The organism is Oryzobacter telluris, assembly GCF_043099285.1.
GTDB lineage: Bacteria > Actinomycetota > Actinomycetes > Actinomycetales > Dermatophilaceae > Oryzobacter > Oryzobacter telluris.
The window spans coordinates 2,997,929-3,012,368 of record NZ_CP170723.1 but is presented as its reverse complement, the minus strand read 5'-3'; the positions used below and the strand labels follow the sequence as shown (position 1 = coordinate 3,012,368).

Sequence of the window (14,440 nt, the reverse complement as noted above, 5' to 3'; positions counted from 1 at the left end):
ACGACGGGCAGGGGACCGCTCGCATGACACCGCTTGTCGTGACCGAGCTGGTCCTCGCCCTCGTCGTCATCGTCGCCGTCGGCGCGCTCACCTTCGTGTGGGCGCGCCGACGCTTCATCTCCGGCGACGGGCGGCCGGTCATGCTCTGCGCCCGCCGCGACGGCCCCACGGGGCGCTGGCGGCTCGGCCTGGCCCGGTTGGGCTCCGAGCGCTTCGAGTGGTTCAGCATCGTCGGGCCCTCGCTGCGGCCCGAGGTGTCGTGGCAGCGCGGTGAGCTCGACCTCGGCTCGGCCGAGCCGCTCACCGACCCCATCCCCGGTCTCGCCGACCCCGTCGGGGTGAGCGTGCGGGGCGGCACCATCGCGTGCGAGTTCGCCTTCGCACCGGCCGCGTACACGGCCATCCGGGCCTGGCTGGAGTCCAGCCCGCCCGGGTACAACGTCAACGTCGCCTGACCCGGCCCTGAGGGCGACGGCCCCCCGCCCCTGAGGGGCTCGGGGTCGCGTGGGGGTCGAGGTCAGGTCTGTCCCTGATGTGCCGCGGGTGCGGTCGCCGACACGATGCTCGGCATGATCACGATCGACTCCCTGACCAAGCGCTACGGCGGCGGCGCGCTCGCCGTCGACGACGTCTCCTTCACCGCGTCCACCGGTCGCGTCACCGGCTTCCTCGGGCCCAACGGCGCCGGCAAGTCCACGACCATGAGGATCATGGTCGGCCTCACCCCGGCCACCTCCGGCACGGCGACCATCGACGGGCAGCGGTTCGTCGACCTGCCCAACCCCGGCACCGAGGTCGGCGTCCTGCTCGACGCGTCGGCGCAGCACGCGGGCCGCACCGGCCGCGAGATCCTCACCCTGGCCCAGCGCACCATGGGTCTGCCCCGCACCCGGGTGCAGGAGATGCTCGACCTGGTCAGCCTCACTTCCACCGAGGCCGACCGCCGCGTGCGCAACTACTCGCTCGGCATGCGCCAGCGGCTCGGCATCGGCACCGCCCTCATCGGCGACCCGCGCGTCCTCGTCCTCGACGAGCCGGCCAACGGGCTCGACCCCGCCGGCATCCGCTGGATGCGCGACCTGCTGCGCCGCTTCGCCGACGGCGGCGGCACCGTCCTGCTGTCCTCGCACCTGCTGCACGAGATCGAGGTCATCGCCGACGACCTCGTCGTCATCGGCAACGGGCGGATCGTGGCGCAGGGGACCAAGGCCGAGCTGCTCGCCGGGGCCGGGACCCTGGCCAACGCCGCCGACACCACCCGGCTCGCCGGCGCCCTGGAGCGCACCGGCAGCCACGTGACCGTCCGGGCCGACGGGAGCGTCCACACCGACGCCCCCGCCGCCCTCGTCGGTGAGGTCGCCCTGTCCCTGGGCGTCGCCCTCACCGAGCTCCGCGCCGCCGACGGCGCGGGCCTCGAGGAGATGTTCCTCGAGCTCACCGCAGACACCCAGCGCGAAGGAGCCGTGGCATGACCACCGCCGTCGTCGTCGACGAGACGACCACCACCCCCGTCACCACCCGCCCGCGGGCGGCCGCCCGGCCCATCCCGCTGACCCGCCTCGTCGCGGTCGAGCTGCGCAAGATGTTCGACACCCGCTCGGGCTTCTGGCTGATGGCGAGCATCGTCATCACGAGCGTCCTCGCCACGGCCGCGCTCATCGCGTTCGCCGACGACGCCGAGCTCACCTACGACAACTTCGCCGCGGCCATCGGCGCCCCGATGACGATCATCCTGCCGATGATCGGCATCCTCGCCGTCACCAGCGAGTGGACCCAGCGCAGCGGCCTGACGACCTTCACCCTCGTGCCGCGCCGCGGCCGGGTGCTGGGCGCGAAGCTCCTCTCCGCCGTGACCGTGGGCGTGGTCTCGATGCTCGTCGCCGTGGTCGTCGGCGCGGTCGGCACCCTCGTCGGGAGTGCCGTGACGGGCCTGGACCCGGTGTGGAACTCCTCGCCCGGCGAGTTCGTGCACATCGTCCTGGCCAGCGTGCTGCTCATGCTGCTGGGGTTCACCCTCGGCGTGCTCATCCGCAACTCGGCCGGCGCGATCGTCGCGTACTTCGTCTACACGCTGGCGCTGCCGCCGCTGCTGGGCCTGCTCGCGTCCTACCAGGAGTGGTTCCGCGACCTGCAGCCCTGGGTCGACTTCCAGTTCGCGCAGACGCCGCTGTACAACGGGGCGCTGTCGACGGCGCAGTGGCAGCACCTGGGGACGGCCAGCGTCCTGTGGCTGGTCCTGCCGCTGACCGTCGGCCTGGTGCTCGTGCGCCGCGCCGAGGTCAAGTGACCCCGGTGTCAGCCACGCTCGGCGGGGGTCTGTTCGCGGCCCCCGCCGGGCGCCCACAGCACGTCGCCGCCGGCACCGGCGTTGGCGGTGCGGGCCAGGACGAAGAGCAGGTCGGACAGCCGGTTGAGGTAGGTGGCGGTCGTGGGGTTGACCCCGCCCTCACCGCGGCCGTCGCCGGGCTCGGTGCCGTACTCCTCGATGGCGGCCCACACCGACCGCTCGGCCCGGCGCACGACGGTGAGCGCCACGTGGAGGTACGCCGAGGTGGCGGTGCCGCCGGGCAGGATGAAGGAACGCAGCTTCTCGAGCGGCTCGAGGTAACGGTCGCAGTCGGCCTCGAGCTCGGTGACCCACTCGGCCTTGACCCGCAGCGGCGGGTACTCGTACTCGCGCTGGAGCGGGGTGGAGAGGTCCGCGCCGACGTCGAAGAGGTCGTTCTGCACGCGCAGGAGGACGGCGCGCACGTCGTCGGGGAGGTCCCCGCACGCGACGACCACCCCGAGCGCCGCGTTGGCCTCGTTCGCGTCGGCGTAGGCCGCCAGGCGCAGGTCGGTCTTGCGGGTGCGGCTGAGGTCGCCGAGCGAGGTGGTGCCGTCGTCACCCGTGCGGGTGTAGATGCGGGTGAGGTTGACCATGACGCACAGCCTGTCAGACCGACCCGGATGACCTGCGCGGTGGCATCAAGGTGACATTGTCCATTCTTTGCCCGATCGTTACCGTGCCGTGTCCGGTGGAACCGGTGGGCACCGAGTTTGATGGGGGCACGACGACGTGAGAGGGGGGATCGTGGCCGATTCGGGGGAAGCCGCCGTGACGATCACGGAGGAGCACGACGAGCACGGGTGCCACCTGGCCCTGTCGGGGCGGCTCGACGTCCGTAGCGTTCCGGACATCCGGCTCAGCCTGCACCGCACCATCGCCGCCGGGACCACGGCGGTCCACCTCGACCTCGGGCGGGCCCACATCGGGGACGCCACGGGCTTCGGCCTCGTCGTCGAGGTGCTGCGCCGGGCGCGCCGGGCCGGGCGCCCGCTGCTCATCGTCGCGGCCGACGACCGCAGCCGACGGCTGCTGCGCCGGGCACGGCTGGGGTCCCTGCTCGCCGACGAGGTCCTCGCCGGGGCCGTCGGCTGACCTGCCCCCTCACGGCTGACGGTGGCGCCCCTGTGGTCACCGTCACCGTGTGGGCGCGCTCACCGCGACGGCGCCGCCCGGCCCGCCCCGGCTAGCGTTCCCCCATGCCCGAGAGCAGCGACGCCACCCGGCCCGAGCGCGACCGCCCCTGGGTCATGCGCACCTACGCCGGCCACAGCAGCGCCGCCGCGTCCAACGCGCTGTACCGCCGCAACCTCGACAAGGGGCAGACCGGGCTCTCGGTGGCCTTCGACCTGCCGACCCAGACCGGCTACGACCCCGACCACCCGCTGGCCCGCGGCGAGGTCGGCAAGGTCGGCGTCCCGATCTCGCACCTCGGTGACATGCGGGCCCTGTTCGCCGACATCCCGCTGTCGCGGATGAACACCTCGATGACGATCAACGCCACCGCGATGTGGATGCTCGCCCTCTACCAGGCGGCGGCCGAGGAGCAGGCCGGGGCGGCGGGGGAGGACCCGGCCGCCGCGGTGCGGGCCCTGTCCGGGACGACGCAGAACGACATCATCAAGGAGTACCTGTCGCGCGGGACCTACGTCTTCGCGCCGGGTCCCTCGCTTCGGCTCATCACCGACATGGTCGCGTACACCGTGTCGGAGATCCCCGCGTGGAACCCCATCAACATCTGCAGCTACCACCTCCAGGAGGCCGGGGCGACGCCGGTGCAGGAGATCTCGTACGCGATGTGCACGGCGATCGCCGTGCTCGACGCCGTGCGCGACTCGGGGCAGGTGCCGCCCGAGCGGTTCGGCGAGGTCGTCGCGCGGATCTCCTTCTTCGTCAACGCCGGGGTGCGCTTCGTCGAGGAGATGTGCAAGATGCGGGCGTTCGTGCAGCTCTGGGACGAGCTGACGCGCGAGCGCTACGGGGTGCAGGACGCCAAGCAGCGGCGGTTCCGGTACGGGGTGCAGGTGAACTCGCTCGGCCTCACCGAGGCGCAGCCGGAGAACAACGTCCAGCGCATCGTCCTGGAGATGCTCGCGGTGACCCTGTCCAAGGACGCGCGGGCGCGCGCCGTGCAGCTACCGGCGTGGAACGAGGCGCTCGGGCTGCCGCGGCCGTGGGACCAGCAGTGGTCGCTGCGCATCCAGCAGGTGCTGGCCTACGAGTCGGACCTGCTCGAGTACGACGACCTGTTCGAGGGCTCGCTCGTCGTGGAGGCCAAGGTGGCCGAGCTCGTCGAGGGCGCGCGGGCCGAGATCGACCGGGTCCAGGCGATGGGTGGGGCGGTGCCGGCCGTCGAGGGCGGGTACATGAAGTCCGAGCTCGTGGCCTCCCACGCCCGGCGGCGGCAGCGCATCGAGGTGGGCGAGGACGTCGTCGTCGGGGTGAACAGGTTCGAGTCCACCGAGCCCAACCCGCTGACCGCCGACCTCGACACCGCCATCCAGAGCGTGGATGCCGGCGTGGAGGCCGCGGCGGCCGAGGCGGTGCGGCGCTGGCGCGACGAGCGCGACGCCGACCCGGAGAAGCGGGCGCGAGCCGAGGCGGCGCTGGAGCGGCTTCGCCTGGAGGCCGCGGGCGACACCAACCTCATGGCCGCCACGCTCGAGTGCGCGCGGGCCGGCATCACCACGGGGGAGTGGGCAGGAGCCCTGCGCGAGGAGTTCGGCGAGTTCCGTGCTCCCACAGGGGTGTCCGGGTCGGTCGGCGTGGCCGGCGGGTCCGAGGCCCTGTCCGACGTGCGGGCGCTCGTGCGTCGCACCGGCGAGGAGCTGGGCGAGACCCTGCGCGTCCTCGTCGGCAAGCCGGGGCTCGACGGGCACTCCAACGGCGCCGAGCAGGTGGCGGTGCGGGCGCGCGACGCCGGCTTCGAGGTCGTCTACCAGGGCATCCGGCTCACGCCGGAGCAGATCGTCGCGGCCGCCGTGGCCGAGGACGTGCACCTCGTCGGCATCTCGATCCTGTCCGGCTCGCACATGGAGCTCGTCCCGGAGGTGCTCGAGCGGATGCGCGAGGCGGGCGCGGGCGACGTCCCCGTCATCGTCGGCGGGATCATCCCCGAGGCCGACGCCGCCCGGCTCAAGGCGCTCGGCGTGGCCGAGGTCTTCACCCCCAAGGACTTCGGGCTCAACGAGATCATGGCCCGCTTCGTCGACGTCATCCGCGAGGCCCGGGGCCTGGTCCCGGCGTAGCCTTCCGGGATGGCGCTGCACTGCCCGGCGACGATCCTCCTCGTCGAGGAGGGTGACGCTGTGCTCGAGATCGGTTCCGCCGCAGGGCCGTACGGGCCGTGGGGTGGTGGCGTCGACGTGGTGGCCGAGCTGCAGGCCCTGGCCGACCTGCACCGGGGCGAGCGGGTGCTCGTCTGCGTCGGCACCGGGGGAGTGGCCGACGTGCTGGGTGCGCTCGGCCGGGTGGCGCCGTCGGGATCCACGCGGGTGCGCCTCGACGTCGGGGACGACGGGTGGGTCGTGCTGCCCTGGGACGGGGCGGGCGACGCCTGAGGCGGGCGGGCGTCCTCAGAAGAGGCGGTGCTCGCTGTTGTCGATGCCCTTGAGGGTGTCGTAGTCGAGGACGACGCAGCGGATGCCCCGGTCCTCGGCGAGGGTGCGGGCCTGTGGCTTGATCGCCTGCGCGGCGAAGACCCCGGTCACCGGCGCGAGGTGCGGGTCGCGGTTCATCAGCTCGAGGTAGCGGGTCAGCTGCTCCACGCCGTCGATGTCGCCGCGACGCTTGATCTCCACGGCCACGCTGGCCCCGGCGCCGTCCTTGCAGAGGATGTCGACCGGGCCGATGGGGGTCATGTACTCGCGTCGTGTCAGGGTCCAGCCCTCGCCGAGGGTGGTGATGTGCTCGGCGAGGAGCCTCTGGAGGTGGGCCTCGACGCCGTCCTTGACCAGGCCGGGGTCGACGCCGAGCTCGTGGCTGCTGTCGCTGTGGACCTCGTGGAGGCGCACCCGCAGCCGGTCCTCGGACTTCGCGTGCTGGACGACCCAGACCCCGGTGACGCCCTCGGCGGCCTCGGTCTCGTCGGGCTCGACCTCGGCCATCGCGCACGGCGGCGACATCCAGTTCAGCGGCTTGTAGGAGCCGCCGTCGGAGTGCACGAGCACCGAGCCGTCGGCCTTGACGAGGAGCAACCGGGTCGCCAGGGGGAGGTGGGCGGTGAGCCGCCCCTCGTAGTCGACGCTGCACGTCGCGATCACCAGTCGCACGGTCGACCACCCTACCGACGGATCGGTTCGCCGGTTTCCGTTGCCCCGGGGGCGGCGCGGGCGCACACTTCTCGCAGAGGTGAGGCCGATGAAGGCAGCCCTGGCCACCGGGCTCCTCGTCGTGCTGCCCAGCGCCTGCTTCATCCTCCTCGTCGAGACGATCCGATGGGCGGGCGGCGGGGCGCCGCCGTGGGTGCTGCGGCCCTTCCTCCCGGCCCTCGAGCGGGGCTGGCGGCGGCTGCGACCACGCCACGTGACCGAGCCCCTCCCGTCCGTGCTGCTCGCCATGGAGCTGCGCCGGCTCGAGGCCGAGGTGCGCCGGGTGGAGGCGGGCGACGAGCCGCACCGCGCGGCCCGGATGCGGGCCGTCCTCGTGGCGTACGACCGGCTGCTGCTCGAGCTGTGCGAGGCGGTGGGGGTGGAGCCCGGCGTCGGGCTGCCGCCGCTGCCGTCGGGGGAGCGGCTCACCCTCGAGGCCGAGCTGGTGGCGGCCGGCCACGACTGGTGACGTGACCTCGGTCGCACCGCCCGCTCGGGGTGGGCAGCGTCACGCCCGGGTGGCCTCGTCGGCGTGCGTGGGGACCTGAGAGGATCGCCCGCATGGCACGTGACTTCACCAGCGTTGGTGTGATCGGACTCGGCACGATGGGCGCGGGCATCGTCGAGGTGTTCGCCCGCAACGGGATCGACGTCATCGCCGTCGAGGTGGACGCGGCGGGGGTGGAGCACGGCAAGCAGATCCTCGCGGGCTCCACGGGCCGGGCGCTGGCCCGCGGCAAGGTGACGCAGGAGGAGCACGACGCCCTCCACGGCCGGGTCACCTTCACCACCGACCTCGGCGACCTCGCCGACTGCCTCCTCGTCGTCGAGGCCGTGCCCGAGCACCTCGACCTCAAGAAGGAGATCCTGGGGCGGGTCGACAAGGTCGTCACCGCCGAGGCGATCCTCGCGACGAACACCTCGTCCCTGCCGGTCACCGAGATCGCCGTGGCGACCTCGGACCCGAAGCGGGTCGTCGGCATGCACTTCTTCAACCCCGCGCCCGTGCAGCAGTTCGTCGAGGTCATCCGCACCGTCGTGACCGCCGACGACGTCTTCGAGGACGTCAAGGCGCTCGCCGAGCGGCTGGGCAAGAAGCCGGTCGTCGTCGGCGACAAGGCGGGCTTCATCGCCAACGCCCTGCTCTTCGGCTACCTCAACCACGCCGTGTCGATGGTCGAGTCGCACTACGCGTCGCGCGAGGACCTCGACGCCGCGATGCGCTTCGGCTGCGGCTACCCGATGGGCCCGCTCCAGCTGCTCGACCTCATCGGCCTCGACACCGCCTACGAGATCCTCGACACGATGTACAAGCAGGGCCGAGACCGCCTGCACGCGCCGAGCCCCATCATCAAGCAGATGGTGTCGGCCGGGCTGCTGGGCCGGAAGTCGGGCCGCGGGTTCTACACCTACGCCGAGCCGGGCTCGCCGCAGGTCGTCGACGACGCACGCACCCCGGCCGGGGGGCCGCCCGCGGGCGTCGCGCTGCGTCCGGTGGCGTCGGTGGGTGTCGTCGGGTCCGGGACGATGGCGACCGGCATCGTCGAGGTGTTCGCCAAGGCCGGCTACCCCGTGACCTACGTGGCCCGCGGCGAGGACAAGGTCGAAGGCGTGCGCGCCTCCATCGCGCGCTCGCTGGGGCGGTCGGTCGAGAAGGGCCGGCTGACGGCCGAGGAGTCCGAGGCGGTCCTCGGGCGGCTCACGGGCTCGACCACGCGTGAGGCGCTGGCCGACGTCGACCTCGTCGTCGAGGCGATCGCCGAGGACCTGGAGGTCAAGCAGGACCTGTTCCGCGACCTCGACCGGATCTGCAAGCCCGGGGCGGTGCTCGCCACGACGACGTCGTCGCTGCCCGTCATCGACTGCGCCAAGGTGACGTCGCGGCCCGAGGACGTCGTGGGGATGCACTTCTTCAACCCCGCCCAGGTGATGAAGCTCGTCGAGGTCGTGCACACGGTGTCGACCGCGCCCGACGTCGTCGCGACGGTGCAGGACCTCTGCGCTCGCGTGGGCAAGGTGGCGGTGACGTGCGGCGACCGGTCGGGCTTCATCGTCAACGCGCTGCTCTTCCCGTACCTCAACGACGCCGTGAAGATGCTCGCCGCGAACTACGCGACGGCCGACGACATCGACACCGCCATGAAGACCGGCTGCGGCCTGCCGATGGGGCCGTTCGAGCTGCTCGACGTCGTGGGCCTCGACGTGTCGCTGGCGATCCAGCGCGAGCTCTACCTCGAGTTCCGCGAGCCCGGCTTCGCTCCCGCGCCGCTGCTCGAGCACCTCGTGACGGCGGGCTACCTCGGCCGCAAGACCGGCCGCGGCTTCCGCACCCACCCCTGACCGACCCGACTTCAGTACGGCAACACGCCGAGCGAGAGGCCTTCCGCTCGGCGTGTTGCCGTACTGAAGTGGTGCTCAGGGGAGGGTGAGGTCTCTTGCGTCGATCTCGAGGGCTGTCGCCAGGCGCCTGATGACGAGCGCGCTGCGGTGTCGTTGGGTCACGTCCTCGTGGAACAGCTCGACGACGGTCCACCCGGCGTCGGTGAGCAGACCGATCCGGTAGGCGTCGAGGGCACGCGCTCGCCGGTCGGCGTGGACGGCACCCTGGTACTCGGCGACGACCTGACGACGTCGCCAGACGAGGTCGCCCTCCGCGAGCCAGGCACCGTCGGTGTCGTGGATGCCGGCGTTCAGCTCGGGTTCCGGGAGCCCGGCTCGGACCACCATCAGCCGGGACCGCGACTCCATCGGTGATCGAGACCCCCGTCGGCACAGGTCCATTGCGGAGCACAGCGCGCTTCGCCCGACCACGCGTACCCGGCGATCAAGGACCTCGGCGAGCGACGCGGAGGCCGGTCGGTCCGGTTCGTCGTCGTCCACCTTCGTGAGTCGGTTCAGGACGACGTCGCCCGCAACCACGATGTCGTCGAGGGTGAGGCCGCGGCCGGCGAGCGACCCGAGGTCGACCCACGTGTCCGCGAGGGAGGTCATCCTGACTCCTCGGGTCATCACGGCCAGGCGCTGCTCGGCCCCGCGATGATGACGGCACCCGCGTCGCTCGATGGGGTGTCGCTTCGTGTCCCGCATGACGTCGAGCACCCTTTGAGCCTCCAGGGACGCCGGCAGCGGCAGCCTCCAGAGCTGCGCGGCCGTGACGTGCGAGAACACCACGTCGTCGGGCAAGGCCAGGGCGAACGCTGCAGCCCTGGCGGCCACCGTCGCCGGATCCTCGAGCGCCCGGACCGACTGCGTCACCCGCAGCAGCTCGTCGAGCCGCCACTGCGGGTCGGTGAGACCCAGCCGTCGAGCCGCGGACAGGGCCAGCGGTCCCTCGGGCAGGGGAGGGAGAAGGGGTGGACTCACCCGTCGAGCCTGTCGCCGTGGGCGGATCGAGCCGCGCCGTCATCCACAGCCTCACGTCTCGCTGCACTTCAGTACGGCAACACGCCGAGCGAAGGGTCCTGCGGTCGGCGTGTTGCCGTACTGAAGTGAGGGGGAGGGGGGAGGTCAGGGCGGCGGGTGGGGTGGTCACTAGAGTCCCGGGGGTGAGCAGCGCTGCCCCGGACCCGTCGGCCACCCCCACTGCAGGGGGCACCCCCACTGCAGGGTCCACCCCCACTGCAGGGTCCACCCCCACTGCAGGGTCCACCCCCACTGCAGGGGGCACCCCCACTGCAGAGGCCTCCTCCGGCCGTCGCACCCCGGCGCTGCCGGCGCGGGCCAGGGTGGTGGTCATCGGGGGCGGGGTCATCGGGACCTCGATCGCGTACCACCTGGCCCACCTCGGGGTCACCGACGTGCTCGTCCTCGAGCGCGACCGGCTCACCTCGGGCACCACCTGGCACGCCGCGGGCCTGATGACGTGCTTCGGCTCCTTCAGCGAGACCAGCACCCGCCTGCGCCTGTACTCCCGCGACCTCTACGCCCGGCTCGAGGCCGAGACCGGCGTCGCCACGGGGTTCAAGCCGGTCGGGCTCATCGAGGCCGCAGCAGATGCTGACCGGCTCGAGGAGTACCGCCGGGTGGCGGCCTTCCAGCGGCACCTGGGCCTGGAGGTCGAGGAGATCGGCGCGCGCGAGATGTCCGAGCTGTTCCCGCTGGCCCGCACCGACGACCTCCTCGCCGGCTTCCACGTGCCCGGCGACGGACGGGTCAACCCCGTCGACCTCACGATGAGCCTGGCCCGCGGCGCCCGCGACCTCGGGGTGCGGGTGGTCGAGGGAGTCAGCGTCGAGCAGGTGCTGACCCGGCCCAGGGGCCTCGTCGAGGAGGTCACCGGCGTGCGCACCGACGCGGGCGACGTCGAGTGCGAGCTCGTCGTCAACTGCGCCGGGATGTGGGCGCGGGAGCTGGGTGAGCGCAACGGCGTCGTCGTGCCCAACCAGGCCGCCGAGCACTACTACCTCGTCACCGAGCCGATCGACGGCATGAGCCCGGACGCCCCGGTGTTCGAGGACCCCGCCTCCTACGGCTACTACCGCGAGGAGGGCGGCGGCATGATGGTCGGCCTCTTCGAGCCGGTCGCCGCGGCGTGGAAGGTCGACGGCATCCCCAAGGACGCGAGCTTCACCACCCTGCAGCCCGACTGGGACCGGATGGGTCCCTTCGTCGAGAAGGCCATGAGCCGCGTTCCCGTGGTGGAGACCGTCGGCATCCGCACCTTCTTCTGCGGCCCCGAGTCGTTCACGCCCGACCTGTCACCGGCGGTCGGCGAGGCGCCCGGCATCCACGGGTACTTCGTGTGCGCCGGCCTGAACTCCGTCGGCGTGCTGTCGGCCGGCGGCCTGGGCCGCGTCGTCGCCCAGTGGATGGCGACCGGGCGCCCCGACGTCGACGTCACCGGTTTCGACGTCGCCCGCTTCCGGGACTGGCAGCTCGACCCCACCCGCCGCGCCGAGCGCACGGTGGAGGTCCTGGGGACCGTCTACGCGTCGCACGCCCCCGGCATCGAGCTGAAGACCGGGCGCGGTGCCCTCCGCTCGCCGGTGCACGACCGCCTCGTGGCGGAGGGTGCCAAGCTGCGCGACGTCTCCGGCTGGGAGTCGGCCGACTGGTACGCCGGCCGCGGCGAGACCGCCGACCCCGGGGAGCCCGGCTGGGTCCACCGCCCGTGGTTCCCGCGCTGGCGCGAGGAGCACCGCACGGTCCGTGAGGCCGTGGGGCTCATGGACATGTCGTTCATGGCGAAGTTCGCGGTGCGCGGCGCGGAGGCCGGCGCCGTCCTCGACCGGCTCTCCGCCGGAGCGGTGAACACCGCCGACGGGCGGATCACGTACACGCAGTGGCTGGGAGAGGACGGGCTCATCGAGGCCGACCTCACGGTGACCCGGCTGGCCGCCGACGACTTCCTCGTCATCGCCTCGGACACCGCGCACGGCCGCGTCGAGGCCATCCTGCGCCGCGCCGTGGGTGATGCCGACGCCACCGTCGAGGACGTCACGACCGACCTCGCGCTGCTCACCGTCCAGGGCCCCGCCTCGCGCGACACCCTCGCCGCGGCGGCCCCGGCCACCGACTGGAGCGCCGACGCCATCGCCTTCCGCGACGCCCGACGCGTCGAGATCGCCGGCGCCGACGTCCTCGCCATCCGGATCACCTACCTCGGCGAGCTGGGCTGGGAGCTGTACGTGCCGGCCGACCGAGCCACCGACGTCTGGGACGCCGTGCTGGACTCCGGTGCGCCGCACGGCATCCGGCCCGTCGGCCTGCGCGCCCTGTCGAGCCTGCGGATGGAGAAGGCGTACCGCGACTTCGGCCACGACATCGACAACACCGACGACGTCTGGGGCGTCGGGCTCGGCTTCGCCGTCGCGCTCGACAAGCCGGGCGGGTTCACCGGCCGCGAGGCCACCGTGGCGGCCAGGGAACGCGGGACCCCGCACCACCGGCTGGTCCAGGTGCTGCTCGACGACCCCGAGCCGCTGCTCTTCCACGCCGAGCCGGTGCTGCGCGACGGCGTCGTCGTCGGCTACGTCCGCGCCGCCTCGTACGGCTGGACCCTCGGCGCGGCCGTGGGCCTGGCGTTCGTCGGCGGTGACGGGCCGGTCACCCCGCAGTGGCTCGCCGACGGCACCTGGGAGGTCGACGTCGCCGGCACGCGGCACCCGGCCCGCGTCTCGCTGCGCCCGCTCTACGACCCGACGTCCGCCCGCGTCACCGGCTGACCGGGGCACCACCGGGCGGAGGGACACCCCGGGTCTGGGACGATGGACCCCATGCCCCGGGCCAACCGTCGCCGTCGCGACCTCGACGAGCGCCCGCTCTCGGGCTCGGGCGAGGTCTCGACGGAGACCTTCGGCGGCCGCCCCTGGTACGTGCGCCGGCTCACCGGCGCCAGCGCCACCCGCGAGTACCGCTGTCCCGGCTGCCACCAGGGCGTCGCCGCCGGAACGCCGCACGTGGTGGTCTGGCCGGCCGAGGGCGTCGGCGGCATCGACGAGCGCCGGCACTGGCACACCCGCTGCTGGCAGGCTCGCCACACCGCCCGCCCCTGAGGGCGGAAGAGCGAGCGTCAGACGCGCCGCTGGCGCGGGACGAGCACCTCTTCGTAGAGCAGCAGCAGCCCGGCCGCGACCGGGATCGCGAGCAGCGCCCCGAGCATCCCGAGCAGCGCCCCACCGGTGAGCGCCGCGACGATGGTGACCGGACCGGGGACAGACACGGTGCGCTGCATGATCCGCGGGGCGATGAGGTAGTTCTCGATCTGCTGGTAGACGAGGTAGTAGACCGCGGCGATGACCGCCTTCTGCGGCTCGTCGAAGAACGCCACGAGGCAGACGAGCACGGCGCCCAGGGTGGCACCGACCATCGGGACGAGCCCGAGGAACCCGACCGACACCGCGAGGACGGCCGCGTACTCGATGCCGAGCAGCGACATCATGATGTAGGACATGATCGCGTTGAAGGTCGCGATGGAGACCTGGCCGATGGCGTACGAGCCGACCCGCCGCATGATCTCCTCCGACAGCGAGACCACCCGCGCCCGGCGCGTGGACGGCACCATCGCGTAGAGGCTCTGCTTGACCCGGGGCAAGGCGGCCATGAAGTACAGCGTCAGCACGAGGACCGTGAGGACCTGGAAGACCCCGGTGACGACGGCGCGCCCCGCCCCGAGGATCCCGCCGAGCACCCCCTCGAGGAACTGCTGGTCGGACATCCGCTGGGTCAGCTCGGCCTGCACCTTGTCGATGACGTCGTAGTTCTTGTCGAGCTCGCGCACCCACCGGCTGTTGAGGACGTCCTGGACGTACGAGGGGGCCTGCTGGGCCAGCTGCCCGCCCTGGTCGACGACGGGGGGGATGACGAGGAAGCCGAGCACGACGAACACGACGATGAGGCCGAGGAAGACGCTCCCGACCGCCCCGGAGCGCCGGACCCCCCGGGCCACGAGCCAGTCGACGATCGGGTTGAGCGCCAGGGTGAGGAAGAACGCGACGACGAGCACGGTGAGGGTCGTGGTGATGCGCCCGGCCAGCTGCCAGAGCCCGACCGCGAGGATCGCGCCGGTGGCGCCGTAGAAGCCGATGTAGAACGGCGAGTGCCGGTTGAGCGGCTGCCCGACGATGCCGTAGGGCGCGACCGGGACGCTGCCGGCGCCCTCACCGGTGGCCGGGCCGGGACCGAGGGTGGGCGCGGGACCAGGACCGGGGTCGCCGGCGGGCGCGGGCGAGCCGTCGTCGTCGACCGCCTGCGCGGCGATGCGGTTGCTCTCCTCGAGCGCGGCCAGCTGGCGGCGTCGGAAATCGCCCCACCGGGTCACCGGGGCCCACAACCTCGACACGTCCACGTCGCACCTCCCGCGGCC

At 72.8% G+C, this 14,440-nt stretch carries 14 protein-coding genes; 10 read left to right on the top strand and 4 right to left on the bottom strand.

The window, feature by feature from the left end:
- The first annotated feature begins 23 nt into the window (after positions 1-23).
- From ACFLFB_RS13910 to ACFLFB_RS13900, 3 genes are all read left to right on the top strand, one after another.
- Positions 24-455 carry a DUF2550 family protein gene (locus ACFLFB_RS13910; RefSeq protein WP_392542777.1) on the top strand — a complete coding sequence of 144 codons (432 nt, stop codon included), beginning with the start codon at positions 24-26 and terminating at the stop codon, positions 453-455.
- A 114-nt stretch (positions 456-569) separates the two neighbouring features.
- Entirely contained in the window at positions 570-1,472 is a 903-nt protein-coding gene (locus ACFLFB_RS13905) for an ABC transporter ATP-binding protein (RefSeq protein ID WP_392542776.1), read from the top strand.
- Positions 1,469-2,287: an ABC transporter permease subunit gene (locus ACFLFB_RS13900; protein WP_392542775.1), complete on the top strand. Its 819-nt coding sequence runs from the start codon at positions 1,469-1,471 to the stop codon at positions 2,285-2,287. The genes ACFLFB_RS13905 and ACFLFB_RS13900 overlap by 4 nt, the downstream gene beginning before the upstream one ends.
- A gap of 8 nt (positions 2,288-2,295) precedes the next feature.
- Here the strand turns inward: ACFLFB_RS13900 and ACFLFB_RS13895 are convergent, their stop codons facing one another.
- The gene (locus tag ACFLFB_RS13895; protein WP_392542774.1) at positions 2,296-2,922 is read right to left on the bottom strand and encodes a cob(I)yrinic acid a,c-diamide adenosyltransferase; all 627 of its coding nucleotides are present in this window, start codon (positions 2,920-2,922) and stop codon (positions 2,296-2,298) included.
- Between the two features lie 175 nt (positions 2,923-3,097).
- Between ACFLFB_RS13895 and ACFLFB_RS13890 the strand changes: the two genes are divergently transcribed.
- From ACFLFB_RS13890 to ACFLFB_RS13880, 3 genes are all read left to right on the top strand, one after another.
- Positions 3,098-3,421, top strand: coding sequence for an STAS domain-containing protein (locus ACFLFB_RS13890; protein ID WP_392542773.1), 324 nt, complete (start codon positions 3,098-3,100; stop codon positions 3,419-3,421).
- Positions 3,422-3,576: 155 nt separating this feature from the next.
- Positions 3,577-5,574, top strand: coding sequence for a protein meaA (locus ACFLFB_RS13885; RefSeq protein ID WP_392545425.1), 1,998 nt, complete (start codon positions 3,577-3,579; stop codon positions 5,572-5,574).
- Positions 5,575-5,583: 9 nt separating this feature from the next.
- Entirely contained in the window at positions 5,584-5,886 is a 303-nt protein-coding gene (locus tag ACFLFB_RS13880; protein ID WP_392542772.1) for a hypothetical protein, read from the top strand.
- 15 nt (positions 5,887-5,901) lie between these two features.
- Here ACFLFB_RS13880 and nucS read toward each other — a convergent pair whose 3' ends face one another.
- A complete protein-coding gene (gene nucS, locus ACFLFB_RS13875) occupies positions 5,902-6,597 on the bottom strand; it encodes an endonuclease NucS (RefSeq protein ID WP_392542771.1) in 696 nt (231 codons plus the stop codon).
- Between the two features lie 88 nt (positions 6,598-6,685).
- Here nucS and ACFLFB_RS13870 point away from each other — a divergent pair, with 88 nt between their 5' ends.
- Positions 6,686-7,105 carry a hypothetical protein gene (locus ACFLFB_RS13870; protein ID WP_392542770.1) on the top strand — a complete coding sequence of 140 codons (420 nt, stop codon included), beginning with the start codon at positions 6,686-6,688 and terminating at the stop codon, positions 7,103-7,105.
- 92 nt (positions 7,106-7,197) lie between these two features.
- Positions 7,198-8,976 (top strand): 3-hydroxyacyl-CoA dehydrogenase family protein, encoded by a 1,779-nt coding sequence (locus tag ACFLFB_RS13865; protein ID WP_392542769.1) that lies wholly within the window; start codon positions 7,198-7,200, stop codon positions 8,974-8,976.
- Positions 8,977-9,051: 75 nt separating this feature from the next.
- On the opposite strand, the gene ACFLFB_RS13860 is transcribed toward ACFLFB_RS13865, so the two are convergent.
- On the bottom strand, positions 9,052-9,999 hold the full coding sequence (locus ACFLFB_RS13860; protein WP_392542768.1) for a hypothetical protein: 948 nt from the start codon (positions 9,997-9,999) through the stop codon (positions 9,052-9,054).
- Positions 10,000-10,181: 182 nt separating this feature from the next.
- Here ACFLFB_RS13860 and ACFLFB_RS13855 point away from each other — a divergent pair, with 182 nt between their 5' ends.
- Both ACFLFB_RS13855 and ACFLFB_RS13850 read left to right on the top strand, forming a co-directional pair.
- Positions 10,182-12,800, top strand: coding sequence for an FAD-dependent oxidoreductase (locus tag ACFLFB_RS13855; RefSeq protein WP_392542767.1), 2,619 nt, complete (start codon positions 10,182-10,184; stop codon positions 12,798-12,800).
- Positions 12,801-12,851: 51 nt separating this feature from the next.
- Complete coding sequence (locus tag ACFLFB_RS13850) at positions 12,852-13,130, top strand: hypothetical protein (protein ID WP_392542766.1); 279 nt, start codon at positions 12,852-12,854, stop codon at positions 13,128-13,130.
- A gap of 17 nt (positions 13,131-13,147) precedes the next feature.
- Here the strand turns inward: ACFLFB_RS13850 and ACFLFB_RS13845 are convergent, their stop codons facing one another.
- Entirely contained in the window at positions 13,148-14,422 is a 1,275-nt protein-coding gene (locus ACFLFB_RS13845) for an AI-2E family transporter (protein ID WP_392542765.1), read from the bottom strand.
- Between the last annotated feature and the right edge of the window lie 18 nt (positions 14,423-14,440).

Excerpts from the sequence above, each read along its gene's own strand:
- ACFLFB_RS13910 (WP_392542777.1), top strand. The coding sequence starts at position 24 with ATGACACCGCTTGTCGTGACCGAGCTGGTCCTCGCCCTCGTCGTCATC.
- ACFLFB_RS13905 (WP_392542776.1), top strand. The coding sequence starts at position 570 with ATGATCACGATCGACTCCCTGACCAAGCGCTACGGCGGCGGCGCGCTC.
- ACFLFB_RS13900 (WP_392542775.1), top strand. The coding sequence starts at position 1,469 with ATGACCACCGCCGTCGTCGTCGACGAGACGACCACCACCCCCGTCACC.
- ACFLFB_RS13895 (WP_392542774.1), bottom strand. The coding sequence starts at position 2,922 with ATGGTCAACCTCACCCGCATCTACACCCGCACGGGTGACGACGGCACC.
- ACFLFB_RS13885 (WP_392545425.1), top strand. The coding sequence starts at position 3,577 with ATGCGCACCTACGCCGGCCACAGCAGCGCCGCCGCGTCCAACGCGCTG.
- ACFLFB_RS13880 (WP_392542772.1), top strand. The coding sequence starts at position 5,584 with ATGGCGCTGCACTGCCCGGCGACGATCCTCCTCGTCGAGGAGGGTGAC.
- ACFLFB_RS13870 (WP_392542770.1), top strand. The coding sequence starts at position 6,686 with ATGAAGGCAGCCCTGGCCACCGGGCTCCTCGTCGTGCTGCCCAGCGCC.
- ACFLFB_RS13865 (WP_392542769.1), top strand. The coding sequence starts at position 7,198 with ATGGCACGTGACTTCACCAGCGTTGGTGTGATCGGACTCGGCACGATG.
- ACFLFB_RS13850 (WP_392542766.1), top strand. The coding sequence starts at position 12,852 with ATGCCCCGGGCCAACCGTCGCCGTCGCGACCTCGACGAGCGCCCGCTC.